Below are 21,962 nucleotides of genomic sequence, written 5' to 3'. Positions count from 1 at the left end.
GGTGGGGGGATGGAAAATTATACAAAAAATGAGGGTGACGCCTACAGCATCACCCTCATTTTTTGATTTAATAGTTAATAGCAGTACAACTCTTGTCCTGGGAGGTGAAAAGGCCCTTAAAATAAGTTTCCTTTCAGCGAGACAGATTTACGGCCGTTTTTGTGCAGGTAACCCAACCACTTCCCATGTTCCTTGTCATGAAAATGGGAATAAGCGTAATCATCCTCCCTATATGGTATGCCCGGGATTCAATTTCCTCAGGTAATCTGATTGGAGGGACGGGTTATCCTGAAAGAAAGGAGTACAACCCCATTTTATTCAATTAATATACGTGACGTTTCTCATCCAGCCGCTTAGCCAGGTCTTCTTTGGTGATATCTACCTGTGCGCCTACCGGCTTGCCGTTGCGATAGGTGATCACTTTCAGGATATTGGCACCTACAGGCCACCTGAGGGGCTGACCCGTATATTTTGGATAATGTGCATCAGGGTTGGTATTATCAAAGCTGTAATACAGATCCAGTCCTTTGATCTCAGTAGCCAGGTTGATTTCATAATCGTAACGATTAATTCTCACCGGCCTGAAGATCACATTGTATACGCTGCGGGCATACTTGATATCCGCGGCATCCAGTCTTTTGAAGTTATCTTCCAGTCTTGGAATGAAGTCATCCCAGTTCCTTTTTGCCTTAGGGCTCCAGTATACTTCGGAGAGCGCGATAGAACGCGGCCATGTCATGTATTCTACATGGCGGAACACGGGAACTGATTCTGTCCAGAGGTTGCCCTGACCACCCAGTATGTATTTTTCATCTACGCTGTCAGGTACGGGATCGTAGTTGTAAGAATCAGACAGGCGGCACATACCATAGGTAGGTGGCTCTGCAGACTGCTCACCCTGATACAGATCCAGGTATACAAAGTCCCATGGCGTCATTACTACATGATGATTCATTTTGGCAGCGGTGATACCTCCACTCATGCCTCTCCAGCTCATCACGGTTGCTTCAGGCGCCAGACCACCTTCCAGGATCTCGTCCCACCCGATCATCTTTTTACCTTTTGCTTTGAGCATGGTCTCCATTCTCTTAACGAAATAGCTCTGCAGTTCGTCTACATCTTTCAGGTGCTCATGTTCCATCCTGGCCTTACATCTGGGGCAGGTTTTCCAGAAACCTTTGTATGCTTCGTCTCCGCCTACGTGAATGTATTTGGAAGGGAATAATGCAGCGAGTTCAGTGAACACTTTGTCTAATACGGTGAAGATACTGTCGTTGCCTACGCAAAGTACATTGTCTTCGCGGGTGTAGAACTCGCGGCCTGCATTTACCTTGTAAGGCAGTTGTGTGCAGGAGAGATTAGGATAAGATGCGATCATAGCCAGGCTATGTGCCGGCACATCTATTTCAGGTAAGATAGTGATACCTCTGGCAGCTGCATATTTCAGCAGTTCCTTAATATCCTCCTGAGTATAGAAACCGCCATCAGTCGCTTTCTCATTGGCTAGGTCTGCTGGCAGTTTACCCCAGCGACCCGTGCGTGGTACTCTCCACGCGCCTACCTTCGTCAGTTCGGGCAGACTCTTGATCTCGATACGCCATCCCTCATCATCCGCAAGGTGTAGGTGCAGGGTATTGTATTTATAGCGGATCATCTCGTCCATGAACTGCTTTACTTCTTCCTTGGTAAAGAAGTGACGGGATACGTCCAGCATCAATCCTCTCCATCCAAAACGGGGATAGTCGAGAATATCAGCGCAGGGCATCGTCCAGGCTACGTTCTTTACTGACTGGCTTTCGATATCGGGAGGCAACAGTTGCAGGATAGTCTGCAAACCGTAAAAGATACCGGAGGTGGTATTGGCTTTCAGCACTACTTCGGAGGGAGTTACCTTCAGGGTATAGCCTTCTTCGCCAATCACATCGTCCGCTTTTGCATTCAGCTCAAGACGGATACGTTTCTTTCCGCTATTACTGCGTTTCAGTTCATAACCAGTACTGGCTTTTAGCCTGGTAGTGAACCAGTCTGCTGTTTCCTTTAATTTGCTATCAGAGAGGGATAATACAGTTCCATTATCCAGCGTAAATTCCCCACTTTGTTCCGTCACCTTCACTGGCTCAGGGATGATTTTGATTCTTCCATCATTAGCATAGGTACGAACCATTATCAGGGCAAAGAAAAGAATTAATCCGCTCCTTGATAAGAGCAACCTTAACCTAAAATCTAACAATCGTGCTGTAGTCATAATTTAAATTGAATTGCTTAACAAATTAACGATAGGCTATAAGTATAATACTTTTTATTTACTATTCGTAATCTGTGTGATGTGTGGCAGAACGGGTTACTGTGCCGCATCCCACCATATTCCGGACGCCATTTTATTCCCATCAGTATAGCGGCGACAGGTGATAGTCTGTACCTGCCGGTGAAGAGCGCGATAAAGAAGTTTAGTTTGAGTTTGGGAAATAATGATACGAAGTTAAGGTTGTCTCAGTTAGGGGATAAAGCAGGGGTGATGGGTCGTGTATGTTGATGCGAAAAAGAATTTTCAATTAAATAAACAAAATGGCCGGCCTTTCGGCCGGCCATTTTNNAAAATGGCCGGCCGAAAGGCCGGCCATTTTGTTTATTTAATTGAAAATTCTTTTTCGCATCAACATACACGACCCATCACCCCTGCTTTATCCCCTAACTGAGACAACCTTAACTTCGTATCATTATTTCCCAAACTCAAACTAAACTTCTTTATCGCGCTCTTCACCGGCAGGTACAGACTATCACCTGTCGCCGCTATACTGATGGGAATAAAATGGCGTCCGGAATATGGTGGGATGCGGCACAGTAACCCGTTCTGCCACACATCACACAGATTACGAATAGTAAATAAAAAGTATTATACTTATAGCCTATCGTTAATTTGTTAAGCAATTCAATTTAAATTATGACTACAGCACGATTGTTAGATTTTAGGTTAAGGTTGCTCTTATCAAGGAGCGGATTAATTCTTTTCTTTGCCCTGATAATGGTTCGTACCTATGCTAATGATGGAAGAATCAAAATCATCCCTGAGCCAGTGAAGGTGACGGAACAAAGTGGGGAATTTACGCTGGATAATGGAACTGTATTATCCCTCTCTGATAGCAAATTAAAGGAAACAGCAGACTGGTTCACTACCAGGCTAAAAGCCAGTACTGGTTATGAACTGAAACGCAGTAATAGCGGAAAGAAACGTATCCGTCTTGAGCTGAATGCAAAAGCGGACGATGTGATTGGCGAAGAAGGCTATACCCTGAAGGTAACTCCCTCCGAAGTAGTGCTGAAAGCCAATACCACCTCCGGTATCTTTTACGGTTTGCAGACTATCCTGCAACTGTTGCCTCCCGATATCGAAAGCCAGTCAGTAAAGAACGTAGCCTGGACGATGCCCTGCGCTGATATTCTCGACTATCCCCGTTTTGGATGGAGAGGATTGATGCTGGACGTATCCCGTCACTTCTTTACCAAGGAAGAAGTAAAGCAGTTCATGGACGAGATGATCCGCTATAAATACAATACCCTGCACCTACACCTTGCGGATGATGAGGGATGGCGTATCGAGATCAAGAGTCTGCCCGAACTGACGAAGGTAGGCGCGTGGAGAGTACCACGCACGGGTCGCTGGGGTAAACTGCCAGCAGACCTAGCCAATGAGAAAGCGACTGATGGCGGTTTCTATACTCAGGAGGATATTAAGGAACTGCTGAAATATGCAGCTGCCAGAGGTATCACTATCTTACCTGAAATAGATGTGCCGGCACATAGCCTGGCTATGATCGCATCTTATCCTAATCTCTCCTGCACACAACTGCCTTACAAGGTAAATGCAGGCCGCGAGTTCTACACCCGCGAAGACAATGTACTTTGCGTAGGCAACGACAGTATCTTCACCGTATTAGACAAAGTGTTCACTGAACTCGCTGCATTATTCCCTTCCAAATACATTCACGTAGGCGGAGACGAAGCATACAAAGGTTTCTGGAAAACCTGCCCCAGATGTAAGGCCAGGATGGAACATGAGCACCTGAAAGATGTAGACGAACTGCAGAGCTATTTCGTTAAGAGAATGGAGACCATGCTCAAAGCAAAAGGTAAAAAGATGATCGGGTGGGACGAGATCCTGGAAGGTGGTCTGGCGCCTGAAGCAACCGTGATGAGCTGGAGAGGCATGAGTGGAGGTATCACCGCTGCCAAAATGAATCATCATGTAGTAATGACGCCATGGGACTTTGTATACCTGGATCTGTATCAGGGTGAGCAGTCTGCAGAGCCACCTACCTATGGTATGTGCCGCCTGTCTGATTCTTACAACTACGATCCCGTACCTGACAGCGTAGATGAAAAATACATACTGGGTGGTCAGGGCAACCTCTGGACAGAATCAGTTCCCGTGTTCCGCCATGTAGAATACATGACATGGCCGCGTTCTATCGCGCTCTCCGAAGTATACTGGAGCCCTAAGGCAAAAAGGAACTGGGATGACTTCATTCCAAGACTGGAAGATAACTTCAAAAGACTGGATGCCGCGGATATCAAGTATGCCCGCAGCGTATACAATGTGATCTTCAGGCCGGTGAGAATTAATCGTTACGATTATGAAATCAACCTGGCTACTGAGATCAAAGGACTGGATCTGTATTACAGCTTTGATAATACCAACCCTGATGCACATTATCCAAAATATACGGGTCAGCCCCTCAGGTGGCCTGTAGGTGCCAATATCCTGAAAGTGATCACCTATCGCAACGGCAAGCCGGTAGGCGCACAGGTAGATATCACCAAAGAAGACCTGGCTAAGCGGCTGGATGAGAAACGTCACGTATATTAATTGAATAAAATGGGGTTGTACTCCTTTCTTTCAGGATAACCCGTCCCTCCAATCAGATTACCTGAGGAAATTGAATCCCGGGCATACCATATAGGGAGGATGATTACGCTTATTCCCATTTTCATGACAAGGAACATGGGAAGTGGTTGGGTTACCTGCACAAAAACGGCCGTAAATCTGTCTCGCTGAAAGGAAACTTATTTTAAGGGCCTTTTCACCTCCCAGGACAAGAGTTGTACTGCTATTAACTATTAAATCAAAAAATGAGGGTGATGCTGTAGGCGTCACCCTCATTTTTTGTATAATTTTCCATCCCCCCACCAATTATTCCATCCCCAAAAATGTCAATTATTCCATGCAATAGTACTATTCTACATTTTTTATTATCTAGCACCACTCTAACTTAGCCTTACTGATACAATAGCACATTTTCTGACTGTAATTAAGCGCCGGGGGATAAAAATTCCAGATCATCTAAATTCCAATATCGACCAAAATGTAGCATTCCACAAAATGCCCTGAAATATTGTTGTTATGAAAATACTCTTCCGAAGATCCCTGGTCTTTGGTGTGGGATTCCTTTTGCTTGCCATCACCGCCTGCAGAAAAAAGGAGTTCGATGCCTACTATGGACGTCCCGATTGGTTGGCACAACCAATATACCAGCAACTTGAAGCCCGCAAAAACTTCACCCATTTGCTTGCTACCATCGACAAAGCAGGCTACAAAGACATTCTTGGCAAAGCCGGTTACTGGACCTTTTTTGCACCTACTGATTCCGCTTTTGAAAACTACTTCAAAGCCAACGGCCTCAGTGGTGACGACGCTATCGACTCTGCCCACGCCAGAAGGATCGTAGCCTACGAGCTGGTATATAATGCGTATAGAAAAGAACAGCTGGTGGATCAACAGACAAGCGCAGGGCCGGATACCAACCAGGCCTTTAAGCGCAAAACCGCTTATTACGACTGGGTATATGCTGAAAATGGCCGGCTACTCATCGCTGCCAATAGAAATGGTACCTACGCTACCAATGATAATAATAACAAGAACATTCCTTACTTCATAGATGGATTCCTGTCGCAAAATGGACTTAGTGCTGCTGACTATAATTACTTCTATCCCGGTGCCTTTTATAGTGGCTTCAATGTAGCAGATGCAAAAGTACTGGAAGCCGATATCCCCGCTGAAAACGGCATTATCCACACCATTGATAAAGTCATCACCCCGCTGGACAACCTGGAAAGGTACCTCGCTTCAAATCCCAACTACAGTGAGTTTCGTAGTCTGTTGGAAAAGCTTGTTACCTATCAGTCCAATGCCGATATCACACATCGTAATATGGTGCTGACCGGCGATGCAGATTCTGTATTTGTAAAAGTATATAGTGCGGCCCTGGCATTCTCACCAAACAATGAGAACTACCTGGCCTCCGGCACCGATGCGCAGAAGTCAGGCTGGACGCTGGTCGTACCTACCAATGATGTGCTCATACCTTACAAAAAAAGGATCCTTGAATTCTACCAGACTTTTGAAGCAGCACCCCCTTCCGTACTCACGAACCTGCTGAATGCACACATGTGGCAGACAGCCGTATGGCCAAATAAAATGAGTCATACCACGAATAGTCAGCAGGAGGTACCCACCTTCACCCAATCGAATATTGTGGACAAAAAGGTATTAAGTAATGGGTTCTTTTATGGTATTAATGCTGTGCAGGATGCCAATGTATTCAGAACGATTTATGCCAAGGCTTTTCTCGATCCGAACTATTCACTCATGACCCGTGCACTGGATGCTGACCTGAAATATTCCATCATCAACCCCAGCATCAGTTATACCATGTTCATGATGCCGGACAATCTGTTGCGTGCCGCCGGATACGATTGGAGCTCTGAAAGAAATGACTGGTCTTACCTCGCACCCGGTAGTAGTATCCAATATGGTTCCGGTGCCATGGACAGGGTATATCGCATATTACAAACCTCCATCCTCACCACCAATAATGGTGAAATGGACGACCTCTCCGGTGAAGGTATCATGGAAGCATGGAATGGTGAATACATCAAATATAAAAACAACACCGTATGGGCCAGCGGTAATGCAGATGCCGGCACCGTATTGCATATCAACAGCATCGGCAAAGCCGCCAATGGACAAGTCTTTTACACAGATGGGCTGCTTACTTTCACTGAGAACACCATCGGTTACCACCTGGAAAAACTCGCTACCAACGATCCTGCTGGCTTCAACAGTTTCTTCCAGTACCTGAAGAATTCTACGCTGTGGACCGCCGCCACCAAGGATATCGTTGGCACAGTACCGGGTACCAGCTACACCATTTTTGTACCTGTGAACAGTGCTATTACACAGGCGGTGCAGGACGGGGTATTACCAGGTGATAAAACCACCGGCACACCTAATTATACCCCCACTACTGATGCGGATAAAGACAAGGTGGTCCAGTTTATCAACTTCCACATCCTGAACCGCAACACTGTAGTACCTGATGGTAAAAAGGAAGGCGCTTTTGAAACATTGATGAAGACCAGCGATGGCGACCTCTCTTTCATATTTATCAACAGTCAGCATCCCAATAGTATGGAGCTCAGAGATTCATACAATGATATTGCCTACCTGGATTACACACGTAGCAACAACCTCTCTGCCCGTACTGTCATCCACGCCATTACCCACTACCTCAGAGGAAAATAAAAAACTGTTATGAACAAACTGCTGTTTATCATCTGTCTTTTATACAGCGCTGCACTGTTCGCCCGCCAGGAACAGTTACCACAAAAGAAAACCATCCGTGGAAAGGTAACAGATGCCACTACCCACCTGCCGGTGATTGGCGCCTCAGTGGTAGAGCTGGACAAGGATAAGCGTACGGTAACAGGTGTAGCCACCGATATAGATGGCAATTTCGCCATTCGTGTCGCTGATTTGCAACACCAGCTCTCCGTATCTTTTATCAGCTATAAAACCATCATACAGGGCATCAATGGGCGTAATACTATCAACGTACAGCTCCAACCCAATACCCGTGATCTGAACGAATTCAATGTCGTTGCACGGCAAACGGTGAACAATGGTACTGGTATGAATATCGAAGCGCGCAACTCTACGCTGGCCACTGCCACCATTCAGGCAAAGGAACTGGAAGAACTCTCCGCTGCCTCTATCGATCAGGCTTTGCAGGGAAGGCTGCCCGGTGTGGATATCGGTACCACCTCCGGTGACCCCGGTGCAGGCATGTCTATCCGTATTCGAGGTACAGCTTCCATCAATGGATCTGCGAATCCACTGATCGTATTGGATGGAATGCCTTATGATACAGAAGTACCTTCTGATTTTAACTTTGGCAGTGCAGATGAACAAGGTTATGCACAATTGCTCAACATTGCTCCCTCTGATATCAAAGAGATCACTGTGTTGAAAGATGCTGCTGCAACGGCTGTATGGGGCTCCCGCGCGGCGAATGGTGTACTGATCATCACGACTAAAAGAGGGATGGTAGGCAGGCCTGCCATCACGTATAATTTCAAAGGTACCTTTGGTAAGCAACCCCGCAATATTCCGCTCCTGAATGGCGATCAGTATTCTACCCTCATACCTGAAGAAATTGCAAACACCAATGGGCTGCCGCTGAACATCAATGTGAATAAAGAATTTCTCTACGATCCATCCGATCCATACTGGTATTACAATTATAGTAACAATACGGATTGGGTAAAGGCCATCACCCGTATCGGCTATTCACAGGATCATAATATTTCTATGACCGGCGGTGGTGAAAAAGCCCGCTACTACGCATCCATCGGCTACTTCGACCAGAAAGGAACGACAAAAGGTACTGCATTGACAAGGATCACATCCAAAATTAACCTGGACTACAACGTATCCAACCGTATTCGTTTCCGTTCAGACATTACCTACACACATGTGGATAACCACCTGAATTATGTTCCTGACAAAGACTACCAGGTACGCGGTATCGCTTATACCAAAATGCCGAATATGGCCATCTATGAATATGATGAATATGGTAATGTGACACCGAATTACCTGTCGCCTGCTTCCAACATACAAGGTTACTATTATACTACCTACAACCCGGTGGCGATGGTAATGGAAAGCCTTTACAGACAACAAGGGGAACGCATCACACCGAAGTTCAACATCCAGTATGATATCGTCCCATCTGTGCTCACATCTACCTTCGATGTACAGTTCGATATTAACAATACAAAAGCGCAGACCTTTCTGCCACAGGTGGCTACCGGCCGCCCGGTTACTGAAACTGTGGTAAACAGGGCAGGGGATAGTGATGGGGATATCTTCGATGTCTATACAAAAACGAACCTCATTTATACTCCAAAAACGAATACGCAGAAACACCAGCTGCAGGCACTGTTATCGCTGCAAACAGAAGACAGAAGTTATGTTACGCACAATGTGCTTACCTCCAACACCGCTTCTTCCAATTTTCAGGATCCATCCAATCCCAGCCGTACGGCAAATTCTGATCTGGATCTTGAATCTACTTCAGGCAGAACAAGAAGCGTAGGATTGCTCTTACAGGGGCAGTACGGATTATTGGACAGGTACATCATCAATGCAGGTGTAAGAGGCGACGGTAACTCCCGTTTCGGTCCTGATTACCGGTATGGTTTATTCCCTTCCGTATCTGTGCGCTGGCGTACCTCTGGTGAGAAATTTATGCGGAAGTATAAGTTCATAGACGACCTCAGTTTCAGGGCATCCTACGGACAGAGTGGCGCCGCCCCTCCTGACAAAGCAGTCTGGAACTACTTTAATACCTATCAGCCTTATTCATACACTTATTTAGGCATGTCGGGAGTATACCCCTCCAATATGGAACTCACCAGCCTGAAATGGCAGACAGTCGTTGGTACAAACCTGGGCTTTAACCTGTGGGTACTGAAAAACAGGATCCGTATTGATGTGGAAGCTTACCGTAACCGTACCAGAGATATGTTCTACGAAAATCTGCAGATCCCTACCTATTCTGGTTTTTCAACGGTTGCGATGAATGTGGGTACCATGGATAACCAGGGTTGGGAAGTACTGTTAAATACCATTCCTTACCGCAGTAAGAACCTGACGATCGGCTTCGATCTGAACATTGCCCGCAATGTGAATGTTGTGCGAAAAATATCTGAGTTCTTCCCAAGAGAAAACAGCGTAGCCATCAACCAGAATGGTGTGTATAAAACGTATCTGCAAATCGGGAATCCATTTGGTTCCTACTATGGGTTCCGCTACAAAGGTGTGTACAAAGACAAAGATGCGACCATCGTAAGAGACGCCAATGGAAAAAAGATCGACGGCGCCAATGGGCAAACACTCTACATGCGTTTTAACTACCCCGGTACTGACTACGTATTCCAACCCGGCGATGCAATGTATGAAGACATCAACCATGATGGTAATATCGACAACAAAGATATCGTATACCTCGGTAATGGTATCCCCAAAATAACCGGAGGTTTTGGTCCGAATATCACCTTCAAAGGTAACCTGAAACTCACCACCTACTTCGTTTACAGGGTAGGCTACCAACTGGTGAACAGGGCGGATATGATCACCAGCAACATGTATGGTTATGACAACCAAAGTACCGTTGTCCTCAAGCGCTGGCGCAATCCGGGCGATGAAACCAACGTACCCAGGGCACTCTACAGATCAGGTTACAACTGGTTAGGTTCTGACAGGTATGTACAGGATGCATCTTTCATCAGGTTGCAATCACTGACCCTCCGGTACAACTTTACCAAAAAAGTGCTGGACAAACTGAATATACGCAACGCGAGTTTCTACTTCACTGTGGAAAACCTCGCTACCTGGACAAAGTACAAAGGCCAGAACCCTGATGTATCCATGAAGGGAGATAACGATCCATTCGCTTACCCGGTGGACAATGCACTCACGCCACCTGCCAGGAATTTCCTGATGGGTATTAGTGCCAGTTTTTAAAAATATAACTATGAAAAAATATATTCTGATAGTCGCCCTGTTGCTCACCTCATCCTGCGGTAAATGGCTGGATGTAAAACCACAGGACGGCATCATCCGCGACAACTACTGGCAAAATAAGGAGCAGCTAAAAGCCGCTGTCATAGGTTGTTATTCCTCTTTGCTCAACAATGGACTGGTGTCAGAACTCTTTGTATGGGGAGAACTACGTGCCGATATGGTCAGCAGTACACTCAATACTGCTGTAGATGAAGTAAACATCATGCAGGCGAATATCCTGGCTACAAACAGCTACACCAGCTGGTCATATGTATACAGCACTATCAATTACTGCAATACCGTGATCGACTATGCGGCCAAAGTAATGGAGACCGACAAGACACTCACACAGGCAGCGCTGGATGGTTATCTTGCCGAAGCTCATGGTCTGCGGGCACTCATGTACTTCTACCTAATGCGCACCTTTGGCGAAGTCCCCTTACAACTCAAAGCTACCGATAGTGACAATAGCCTGGATCAATTGGAAAAAAGCACACAGGACCAGGTGTATGCACAGATCGTCGCAGACCTCACCTTTGCAGAAACCCACGCACTGGAAACTTACGGTAGTACCGCACAGGATAAAGGTCGTCTTACAAAATATGGTATCTACGCACTGGAAGCCGATGTATACCTGTGGAATGAAAAGTACGATGACTGTATCGCTGTCTGTGATAAAGTGATCAACTCCGGCCGCTATGGATTGATGGATGGCAGTGTGCAATCCCAATGGTTCAACAATGTATTTTATATAGGCAACTCTGCCGAGAGCATTTTCGAATTCCAGTTTGACCAGCAGCAGCTGAATCCTTTCTATTCCATGTTTATAGTGGCTACCAATCGTTTCATCGGCTCCTCAAGAGTAATGGATGAAGTTTATGGCATAGACCTTACCGACGCGACTAAAAAAGACATTCGGGGAGATGGCGGTAGCATACGGGCAACTGATCAGATGATCTGGAAGTTTGCCGGCGCCACAGGTGGTACGACTTCCGTTGCCAGAACTGCCGCAGACTCCTGGGCACACTGGTTTGTATATCGCTATTCCGACATCCTGCTGCTCAAAGCAGAAGCACTGGCATGGGTAGAGAGAGGGCAGGAGGCACTGGACCTGGTGACCACTATCCGTACCCGGGCAGGTGCTATAGATGGTACCTCAGAATCACCTGATCCCGGTTCTGCAATAGACGTATCCAATTATATACTGAATGAAAGAGCCCGTGAGTTTGCCTTCGAAGGCAAGCGCTGGTATGACATACTGCGCCATGCAAAACGGAATAACTACGCACATCTGGAAATCATGCTCGATATGGTTGCCATGACAGCTCCCAGCAGTATGCAACAGTCGATTATCAATAAATACAAAGATGTACGAAGCCACTATTTACCCATCAACCAGTATGAGTTACAAGCTGACAAAAAACTGGTACAAAACCCGTACTATCAATGAAAGCGTTCTATATTATCTTAATTCTTTTTATTGCGGGTTGTAAAAAGTCGCCCATCGTTTCGCAAACCTCAGATGAAGTGACCATCATCGGTTACCTGGAAAACTATCCTGACCAGTTCTCCGAATTCCGGAAGATCCTCAACATCACCGGCGATGATGGATTCCTGGGGGTATACGGTACGTACACTGTCTTTGTTCCTAACAACAATGCGGTGGCATCGTTCCTGAAAAGTACAGGACATTCCACCCTGGAATCAATGGATGTGCAAAAGCTAAAGGACATCGTGAAGTTTTGTATCATACAGGATACCATCAATACTACTACTTTCTCTGATGGTAAGTTGTCAAAGCTCACCATGTTTGGGCAATACCTCATCACAGGTGCGGCAAATGTGAGTGGTGAAACCAGGATCACGGTGAACAGACAGGCGAATATTTTAAAAGCAAATATCCGTGTAAGCAATGGCATCGTTCACGTAGTGGATAATGTATTAACTCCTGCCACAGAAACATTGGCAGGCATGCTCGCCAATAATCCAAAGTACAGCATATTCACACAGGCACTCCGTGAAACGGGTTTGTATGATACCCTGAATGTGCCGGCCGGCAGTAATACAGATAGCAGTCGAAGATGGTTGACGGTGTTGGCAGAATCTGACTCTGCCATCAATGCTGCGGGCTTTGGTACTTATGCAGCGCTCAAAGCACGTTATTCACATACCGGTGATCCAACACAATTGGAAGACAGTTTGCATTTATATGTAGACTATCACATCCTGTATGGCGTAAAATACCTCGCTGACATTGTCACTTCCTCTTCGCATACTACCCTGGCGCCACTGGAAGTAGTCACCGCTAAACTCTCCGGCCAGCATGTACTGATCAATGATGATGACTTCAATGGTGTGCATGAAACAGGTGTAGAGCTTGAAAGAAATACTTCTGACAACTCTGCTACCAATGGTGTATTGCACAATTCCCTCGGCCATTTCGCTGTCAAGATCAGGAACCCGGTACCTGTCTACTGGGATGTAGCCGACTTTCCTGAAATCCGCAACCTGCCAGCTTATTTCCGCAAGCAGGCCTATGCGTATTCTCTCACGAATATGCCGGCGGACTTCGTTGTGCCCGGACCTTCTACCATGACTTATTCCGTAGGCAGCACGTATGTAAACGGCGATTTTCTAATGATACCCTTAGGTGGTCCTGGTCGCAGTACTTACATCGATATGAAAACACCGCTGTTGGTAAAAGGGAAATATAAAGTGTGGATCTGCTATCGTGTACAGAAACAATCGAATAGTTCCAACAACCTGAACCAGATCTCTATAGACGGCGAAGTGATGCAGCGTACCATGAACTTCACTACTGCCATGCCGGCTAGTACCGCAGGTGAAATGGAAGCACAGGGCTGGAAATGGTATACTGATCCTACCTCCAACAACTGGGGCGCACGACTGGTGGGGACCATTGAAATCAAAACTACTGAACGCCATACCCTCCGGTTTACAACGCTACAGGGAACACAGAACAATAACAATCTGGACATGATCCACTTTATCCCACAGGATATGGATCAGCTCTATCCACGTTTCAAAGCTGATGGTACACAGGTACCAAGGCCATGACTTTCAAATTTTGAATGATGATACGATACCTGATCATAATAGGTTTATTGCTGGGCATATCCTGCCGCAAGGAGAAATGGAATGACCGGAACAAGCCAGCTACCACCCAAAACCTGTTGCAAACCATACAGGCCAATACTGAACTTAGTCAGTTCTATACATACCTTGCCAAGACGGGCTATGATCAGGTACTGGCTTCTTCTAAAACCTTCACGGTATGGGCCCCGGTCAATAGTGCATGGGCAGCAGTAGATCCTGCCTTGTTGAATGATACGGCGCTACTACGCTTACTCATCGCTAATCATATCAGCACCCTATCTTATACTGGTACTGCCGATGAACAAAGGATCGCTACCCTGAATGGTAAGAAGATCGCATTTACAGCCGGTAGTGTAGAAGGTATCAAAGTGAGCGAAGCCGATCAATATACTGCCAATGGTGTATTGCAGGTAATTGATGCCGCTATCATTCCTAAGCAAAATGCCTGGGAATACCTGAATAGCACCAGCTATCAGCAAAAGACGTTTCTGCAATCCCTGGCATACATCGGCATAGACACAGCGACTGCCGAACAGATCGGCGTTAATCCTACTACCGGTGCACCTATCTATAAGCCCGGCACCGGCGAAGTAGCGCTAAATCATTTCCTTGAAAGCGTAAATATCAATAACGAAGATTCTCTGCTCACCTATGTAATCTTAGCAGATGATGTTTATAAAGACGAGCAACAAAGATTAACCAAATACTTTACAGACAGTACAGAAGCCGTTACGGATACTACTACCCAGTGGAATGTGATCAAAGATCTTGTATTCAATGGTGTGTACGACAAAGAACATTTACCCGCAACCCTCTATAGTATTCGCGATAGTGTACAGTTTCATATTAATGCCAGTGACATCATCAGCTCGCAGAAGGTAAGCAATGGCATCGTGTATATAGTTAATCATATCGACTATGATCTGTCTACTAAGATCAAACCTGTCATCATTGAAGGAGAATACTACAGTGGAGTAAAAGATGCAACAAAGACCATCGCCATTCGTACACGTGTCAATTCCAATACCGGCAATATATTCAGGGATGTGTACATGTACAATTATGGTGTGGCTTCCTACTGGCTGAATTACAGGGCACGATTAAATTCAGTGGCATACCAGGTGTATTGGATATCTGTCAATGATGTGCAGACAGGCACGTATCCTATGCGGGTGGCTTTTGACGATCCGGGTGTCATAACTATACCATATACCACGGTTCCGGTTCTTAATTACAATGAACAATACGTAGGGAACTATACCAATGTTCGCTATGGTGTGCACAATGTATATCTCGTGGGCAATTCGGTCACGACCAATGGTAGCAACACGATTCTGCTGGATTATATCAAACTGGTACCTATTCTGAACTGATCATCTCAATCTATTATGAAGGCATTTATTTACATAACGCTGGCGGTTTTATTGGGGTTTCATGCAAAGGCGCAGGATACAGTAGTGGTAACAGGACTGATCAAAGAAGCAGCTACTGGCACGACAATACCCGGTATCAATATTAGTATACCAGGATTCTCTGCTGCCATCACTAATGAAAAAGGAGAGTTCCGCATCAAAGCACCTGATTACCGCACCGCCCTTACTGTATCCGGACCCGGCTACCAAACGAAGATCATCACCCTGAATGGCAGGCATGCAGTCACCGCGAGTCTGCATGAAGAAACATTCAATTCTATCTACGACCGCAAGCAGACCACAGATCCTGCTACCACTCTCAATACAACCGACAACTGGCAGCAGATCACTACCTCCCCTGAAAACTATTTACAGGGCAAAGTACCGGGGGGACAGGTCATCAGGCGTAGCGGTACACCCGGTATGGGCGCTGATTTATTTATGAGGGGATATACCTCTCTCTATGCGACTAACAGACCATTGGTAGTCGTGGATGGCATGATCTACGATACCAATGAATACGGTGGCTCCTTAATAAACGGCTATGTGAATAACCCACTGGCAGATATCGATATCAAGGATATAGACAACATCACCGTCATGAGAGACGGTACCAGTACATATGGTACCAAAGGCGCTAACGGTGTGATCCTCATCACTACCTCACATGCAAAGGAACTAGCTACCCGCATCGATTTCGGTGTGATGGGCGGATTTAATACACCACCTGCGCAGCTGCCTGTAATGGAATCAGGTGATTACCGTTTATATCTCTCTGACCTGTTACAAAGTAGTGGAAAGACCCCTGCGGAAATAGCTGCATTACCTTACATGAATGACAATCCTAATCCGGATTATTATCGCTATCACAATAATACAAACTGGCAGAAAGAAGTCACGAACCAAAGTTTCAATCAACAGTATTTTCTGAAGGTAGCCGGTGGCGATGATATTGCCACTTATGGGTTATCACTGGGATACCTTAAACAAAGCGGTACCATCCGTCGTACAGATCTGGGCCGCTACCAAACCCGTTTTAATGCGGACCTGAACCTGTCTGCAAAACTCAAGGCGGCTATCAATCTCGCATTTACCAGCAATACGCAGAAAGACAAAGATCAGGGTATTTCGCCTAAGACAAACCCATTATACCTCGCGCTCATCAAAGCACCTTTCCTCCACCGTCAGGCCATTAGTGATGAAGGCATTGCTTCGCCCAGTCTCGCTGATTATGACATCTTTGGCGTTTCCAATCCTGCTTCCATCATCGACAAGATGCAGGATATTAACAAAAACTATCGCTTCTTTGGTAGCATCCGGTTCAACTACCATGTTACAAAAAATATCAGCATCAATACCATCACAGGTGTCACTTTTGATAAAGTAAGAGAGACCTTCTTTATTCCTGAAGCTGGTGTTAAACCTGATACACTGTCAAACGCTGTCGCATACAATCGCTCAGGTAGCAATGTAGAAAGATATTATAGCCTATACAACGATACCCGTATCACCTACGATAAGCAATTCACCAGATACCATCATCTCAATACAGGTTTGGGTGTACGCTATAGCAATAATAACAGTGAATCAGATTACGGCTTAGGTTATAACTCTGCCACTGATGAATTTGTCAGCGTGGGGATGGGACAAAACCAACTGAGAAAAGTAAGTGGTACAATTGGCAAATGGAACTGGCTGAATACTTACTTCAATGCTGATTACTCCTATAGAGATAAATACTTCCTGCGCTTCAACCTGGCCGTAGATGGCTCTTCAAGATATACCTTTACCCGCAATCAATACGCCGTGATGCCCGGTTTATCTGCCGCCTGGCTCATTGTCTCAGATCAGCACAATATCGATGCGCTCAAACTCAGAGCCGGTATCAGCAGAACAGGCAATGATGACATCGGCAATTATACCTCCCGGCAATATTACATTTCTCAGAACCTCTTAGGCTTACAGGGATTAGTACGCGCTAATATCGCCAACCCTTACCTGAAATGGGAAACGGTCACAAAATACAATGCCGCGCTGGATGGTGCCTTCTATAACGAAAGACTAAGTTTCAGTCTTGATATCTTTCAGCATCGTACCTCAGATATGCTGACCATAGAACCTGTGGCCGCTGCCACCGGATTCGATCATGTGATCACCAACAACAGCGAAATGGAAACACATGGTATAGAAGTATCACTATTTGGCCGTGTAATAGATCATATCCTGAAGTGGGATGTAGGTCTCACGCTATCTACCTATAAGAATAAAATTACCAAAATACCCGGCAATCAATTGCTCACAACCTACGGAGATGCCACCATCCTCACAGCTGTAGGTCATGCCGCCAATCTGTTTTACGGCTATAAAACCAACGGCATCTACAAAACTAATGAAGAAGCCAATAAAGCAGGTATGGGTGCTCAGGGAGGAGATATTCGCTTTGTAGATACGAATGGCGATCACAAGATCGATGAGAATGACAGACAGATGATTGGTGATCCCAATCCCGATTTTACCGGTGCTTTCACGAACCATGTAAGCTGGCGGCGCTGGGCGCTGGATGCCATCTTTACCTTCAGTCATGGCAATGATATCTACAACCACACCCGTGCAAACCTGGAATCTATGAGCAATTACAACAACCAAACCTTAGCAGTACGCAACCGCTGGAAACAGGATGGCCAGGAAACGAATGTCCCCCGTGCTGCATGGGGTGATCCTAATGGCAACGCACGTTTCTCCGATCGCTGGATAGAAAAAGGTGAATACATCCGCCTGCAACAACTGAGCCTCTGTTATGAACTTACACTGAAGCATGGCGCCATGAAATATGTACGCATCTCTGCCACTGCCAATAACTTATTTACCCTGACTAATTACCTGGGCTTTGATCCTGAGTTCAGCAGTGGCAATAGCGTGTTCACACATGGTATCGACGACGGCTTATTTCCTCAATACAGAACGGTACAACTAGGTATCAGGATGGGCTTATAAAATTAACAAGAACATGAAACGATTACTATATACTGGACTGCTTTGCTGTAGCATATTGTGCAGCTGTAAAAAACTATTCGACATCAAACCTGAAGAAGCACTTGATCATTCACAGGTCTACGAAAATGTGAATGATGCAGATGCCGCCGTGATCGGGATTTATGGGAAAGTCATGGGATTGGCAGACAGGTACATGATCCTCAATGAACTGAGAGGCGATCTGGTAGATGTTACTACATCCACAACAGATAAGTATCTGCAGGAACTCAATATCCACGAAGTCAGTGCAGATAATACCTACGCTGATCCCCGCCCATTCTATGAAGTGATCATGAACTGCAACGATGCACTGAAGAACTTCGATGCCATGCTACAGGATAAGCGGATCAGCAATGACGATTATATACTACGCTACGCTGCTGTAGGGGCGATGCGTACCTGGTTATATTTACAATTGGGTATTCACTATGGAGAAATACCTTACATCACTGATCCATTAGAAACTATCGATGCCATTAAGGATGTATCCAAATTTCCCCGTGTCACCTTCAATGAATTGCTGAGTAAACTCATCACCTTTACAGAAGGCTTACCTTACAAATATCCCTTCCCGGCCGGCACCTCATTGCTCATTACAACAGATGGTTATTCCACAGAAAAGTTCTTTATCAATATAAAATGCTTACTCGGCGAGTTGTATCTCTGGAATGGCAATTATACACAGGCAGCAACTAACTACCGTGTCATGATGAACTATGCAGATGTGTTGTACCCAGCCATGAACAGTGAACAATGGTACGAAGTATACAGAGTGGGATATACTGCTAACCTGTCCGGTGCCTTATGGAGCAACATTTTCAGCCAGCCATACGGAGAGCGTTATTCCAATTACGAAATCATCTGGAACCTGCCATTCGACAAGAACTTCACACCAGCTAATCCTTTCATAGAACTCTGTGACAATGTAAGTGGTAGCTACCAGATACGCCCTTCCGACCTGGCGATCGCCAACTGGAATAAGCAATTCAGAAGTGATAATACCCCTATAGACCTGCGGGGGCCGAATATCTCTTTCAAGTATTCAGGTACACAACCAGTCATCAAAAAATACACGTACAACTATACTTCTTTACTACCTTTCGAAACCTCCAGTAAGTGGATACTGTTCCGCGCAGCCGCCCTGCACCTGCACTATGCAGAAGCTGCCAACCGCGACAATCGTGATAAGATCGCCTATGCACTCCTGAATACCGGTATCAAAAATACCTACGACCCTGTGTATATGGCCACTGGTGTAACAGGAGGCGAGGGCCGCAATGTCACCGATATAGAGCAGACAAAGGATGTGCCTCCTTATGACTTTGATGCCCGTGATGGCAACTACCCACAGTTCCGCAATGTCTGGTACCGAAATATAGGGGTACGCGGTAGGGTAGGGCTAAAGTCAGTAAAAGTAGACTCCACCGGTGTATTTGACATGAGTGACCCACTGCTTACCGATAAACCTGTCATAGACAGACCTACACTCACAAACAGGATGGAAGATCTGTTAATAGATGAAGATGGATTGGAACTTGCCTTCGAAGGTTATCGCTGGCCTGACCTGTTGCGTGTTGCACTCCGCAGGCAAGCTACTGATCCTGCCTGGCTGGCTAATAAGATCGCAGCTAAATTTGTAGCTGCCAACGATAGCAGGGCAGAAGCTGTGAGATCAAGATTAATGAACAAAGCAAACTGGTACTTACCTTTTAAATGGTAGATGATGATGCACCTCTTATTTCTTTTATTATTCGCACCCGGTGAAAAACTGGATCGTGGCCTCATTGCTATTCCGCAATCACCTACCCAGACTTTCCTCAGCTGGCGCCTGCTTGACACAGATCCATCTGCTATTACTTTCAATATCTACAGGCAAACAGATGGTCAACTGCAAAAGTTATCTTCCCAGTCTGTCACCAACTATGTGGATAACCACGCCGATATTCACCATACCCATACATATCTGGTCAAATCTGTCATTGGTGGAAAAGAAACCAACACGGCTACTTACACCATCCAGGCAGATGCACCCATTCAGCAATACCTCACTATTCCCCTCAAAACACCACCTGGTTACACACCCAACGATGCCTCGGCCGCGGACCTGGATGGTGATGGCCAATACGAGATCATCCTCCATCAAACCGGCCGGGGCAAAGACAATTCCCAATCCGGCATTACCGATCCGCCCATCTTTCAGGCCTACAAACTGGATGGCACCTTCCTTTGGGAAATTAACCTGGGGCGTAACATCCGCGAAGGCGCCCACTATACCCAGTTCATGGTCTACGACTTAGATGGTGATGGCATTGCCGAATTTGCCTGCAAAACCGCCGATGGCACTATAGATGGCAAAGGGAAGGTAATTGGCGACAGCACAAAAGACTACCGCGATCTGGACCCGACATCCAAATCATTCGGCAGGATCCTGACAGGGCCTGAATACTTTACGATCTTCAGTGGCAAGACCGGCGAAGCACTGGCTACTACCGATTACATCCCCGGTCGTGGCGATATCGGTGGCTGGGGCGGTTATGGAGGCAATGGTGGTACAGACCATTACGGCAATAGGGTAGACCGCTTTCTTGCCTGCGTAGCTTACCTCGATGGCAAGCACCCTAGCGTAGTCATGTGCAGAGGTTACTATGGCCGCATCGTACTCGCTGCCTGGGATTTCCAGGACGGCAAACTCACTTCCCGCTGGGTATTCGATACCAAAGACGGTCGTAGCCCTTACTCCGGTATGGGCAACCACAACCTAAGTGTGGCCGATGTGGATAACGATGGCAAAGACGAGATCATCTATGGCTCCATGTGTGTAGACGATGATGGCAAAGGGCTTTACACCACTGGCCTGCGTCATGGCGATGCCCTGCATGTAGGTGACCTGGATCCCGATCACCCGGGTTTGGAAGTGTTTGGAATTCATGAACTGGAAAATGGCGCCAAAGGCACTGGCGCTGCATTGTACGATGCCCGCACCGGCCAGATCCTGTTCAGGGGTTCCATAGATCAGGATGTAGGTCGTGGGGTCGCTGAAAATATCGATAGCACCCGCAAAGGCGCCCAACTCTGGTGGTCAGGCTCCAAAGGACTCTACGATACAAAAGGCAACCGTATTGGCGATGCGCCCCGCTCTACGAACTTTCTCATCTGGTGGGATGGAGACCTGAGCCGCGAGCTCCTCGATGGCAACCATATCGACAAGTATGGCAGAGGAACCATTTTCACGGCTGAAGGTTGTGTAGCAAATAACGGCACTAAAGCTACACCTACCTTAACGGCGGACCTTTTTGGCGATTGGAGAGAGGAATTAGTCATGAGAACGTCAGATAATCAATCTCTGAGAATTTATACCACAACCATCCCTACCACCCACAGGATCATCACTTTAATGCAGGATCACCAGTACAGAATGAGCATCATATGGCAGAATGTGGGCTATAACCAGCCGCCCCATACAGGGTTTTATCCTGGAAAGTTTTAATTTTGCGTTG

The 21,962-nt window shown here is 46.2% G+C and carries 12 protein-coding genes; 10 read left to right on the top strand and 2 right to left on the bottom strand.

What is annotated here, in order from left to right:
* Positions 1 to 322: 322 nt before the first annotated feature.
* Positions 323 to 2,245: a beta-N-acetylhexosaminidase gene (locus BW716_RS16155; protein WP_083723835.1), complete on the bottom strand. Its 1,923-nt coding sequence runs from the start codon at positions 2,243 to 2,245 to the stop codon at positions 323 to 325.
* An 81-nt stretch (positions 2,246 to 2,326) separates the two neighbouring features.
* Here BW716_RS16155 and BW716_RS36165 point away from each other — a divergent pair, with 81 nt between their 5' ends.
* Positions 2,327 to 2,533 (top strand): hypothetical protein, encoded by a 207-nt coding sequence (locus BW716_RS36165; RefSeq protein WP_143708875.1) that lies wholly within the window; start codon positions 2,327 to 2,329, stop codon positions 2,531 to 2,533.
* Between the two features lie 120 nt (positions 2,534 to 2,653).
* On the opposite strand, the gene BW716_RS36160 is transcribed toward BW716_RS36165, so the two are convergent.
* Positions 2,654 to 2,860, bottom strand: coding sequence for a hypothetical protein (locus BW716_RS36160; protein ID WP_143708875.1), 207 nt, complete (start codon positions 2,858 to 2,860; stop codon positions 2,654 to 2,656).
* 81 nt (positions 2,861 to 2,941) lie between these two features.
* Between BW716_RS36160 and BW716_RS16150 the strand changes: the two genes are divergently transcribed.
* From BW716_RS16150 to BW716_RS16110, 9 genes are all read left to right on the top strand, one after another.
* On the top strand, positions 2,942 to 4,864 hold the full coding sequence (locus BW716_RS16150) for a beta-N-acetylhexosaminidase (RefSeq protein WP_083723835.1): 1,923 nt from the start codon (positions 2,942 to 2,944) through the stop codon (positions 4,862 to 4,864).
* A 534-nt stretch (positions 4,865 to 5,398) separates the two neighbouring features.
* Complete coding sequence (locus BW716_RS16145; protein WP_083723833.1) at positions 5,399 to 7,579, top strand: fasciclin domain-containing protein; 2,181 nt, start codon at positions 5,399 to 5,401, stop codon at positions 7,577 to 7,579.
* Between the two features lie 9 nt (positions 7,580 to 7,588).
* Complete coding sequence (locus BW716_RS16140; protein ID WP_083723831.1) at positions 7,589 to 10,864, top strand: SusC/RagA family TonB-linked outer membrane protein; 3,276 nt, start codon at positions 7,589 to 7,591, stop codon at positions 10,862 to 10,864.
* A 10-nt stretch (positions 10,865 to 10,874) separates the two neighbouring features.
* Positions 10,875 to 12,353, top strand: a complete 1,479-nt coding sequence (locus tag BW716_RS16135) for a RagB/SusD family nutrient uptake outer membrane protein (protein WP_083723829.1) — start codon at positions 10,875 to 10,877, stop codon at positions 12,351 to 12,353.
* Entirely contained in the window at positions 12,350 to 13,981 is a 1,632-nt protein-coding gene (locus BW716_RS16130; protein WP_083723827.1) for a fasciclin domain-containing protein, read from the top strand. Before BW716_RS16135 ends, BW716_RS16130 begins: the two co-directional genes overlap by 4 nt.
* 14 nt (positions 13,982 to 13,995) lie before the next feature.
* Entirely contained in the window at positions 13,996 to 15,393 is a 1,398-nt protein-coding gene (locus BW716_RS16125; RefSeq protein WP_083723825.1) for a fasciclin domain-containing protein, read from the top strand.
* Positions 15,394 to 15,408: 15 nt separating this feature from the next.
* Entirely contained in the window at positions 15,409 to 18,426 is a 3,018-nt protein-coding gene (locus tag BW716_RS16120; protein WP_083723823.1) for a SusC/RagA family TonB-linked outer membrane protein, read from the top strand.
* A 13-nt stretch (positions 18,427 to 18,439) separates the two neighbouring features.
* Positions 18,440 to 20,185 (top strand): RagB/SusD family nutrient uptake outer membrane protein, encoded by a 1,746-nt coding sequence (locus tag BW716_RS16115; protein WP_083723821.1) that lies wholly within the window; start codon positions 18,440 to 18,442, stop codon positions 20,183 to 20,185.
* A complete protein-coding gene (locus BW716_RS16110; protein ID WP_083723819.1) occupies positions 20,186 to 21,952 on the top strand; it encodes a rhamnogalacturonan lyase in 1,767 nt (588 codons plus the stop codon).
* Positions 21,953 to 21,962: the final 10 nt, after the last annotated feature.

The sequence above is a fragment of the [Flexibacter] sp. ATCC 35208 genome (genome assembly GCF_001975825.1).
Lineage (GTDB): Bacteria > Bacteroidota > Bacteroidia > Chitinophagales > Chitinophagaceae > Chitinophaga.
The sequence above is the reverse complement of the archived record's forward strand: the minus strand, read 5'-3'. Positions and strand labels throughout refer to the sequence as shown.

Excerpts from the sequence above, each read along its gene's own strand:
- BW716_RS16155 (WP_083723835.1), bottom strand. The coding sequence starts at position 2,245 with ATGACTACAGCACGATTGTTAGATTTTAGGTTAAGGTTGCTCTTATCA.
- BW716_RS16150 (WP_083723835.1), top strand. The coding sequence starts at position 2,942 with ATGACTACAGCACGATTGTTAGATTTTAGGTTAAGGTTGCTCTTATCA.
- BW716_RS16145 (WP_083723833.1), top strand. The coding sequence starts at position 5,399 with ATGAAAATACTCTTCCGAAGATCCCTGGTCTTTGGTGTGGGATTCCTT.
- BW716_RS16140 (WP_083723831.1), top strand. The coding sequence starts at position 7,589 with ATGAACAAACTGCTGTTTATCATCTGTCTTTTATACAGCGCTGCACTG.
- BW716_RS16135 (WP_083723829.1), top strand. The coding sequence starts at position 10,875 with ATGAAAAAATATATTCTGATAGTCGCCCTGTTGCTCACCTCATCCTGC.
- BW716_RS16130 (WP_083723827.1), top strand. The coding sequence starts at position 12,350 with ATGAAAGCGTTCTATATTATCTTAATTCTTTTTATTGCGGGTTGTAAA.
- BW716_RS16125 (WP_083723825.1), top strand. The coding sequence starts at position 13,996 with ATGATGATACGATACCTGATCATAATAGGTTTATTGCTGGGCATATCC.
- BW716_RS16120 (WP_083723823.1), top strand. The coding sequence starts at position 15,409 with ATGAAGGCATTTATTTACATAACGCTGGCGGTTTTATTGGGGTTTCAT.
- BW716_RS16115 (WP_083723821.1), top strand. The coding sequence starts at position 18,440 with ATGAAACGATTACTATATACTGGACTGCTTTGCTGTAGCATATTGTGC.
- BW716_RS16110 (WP_083723819.1), top strand. The coding sequence starts at position 20,186 with ATGATGATGCACCTCTTATTTCTTTTATTATTCGCACCCGGTGAAAAA.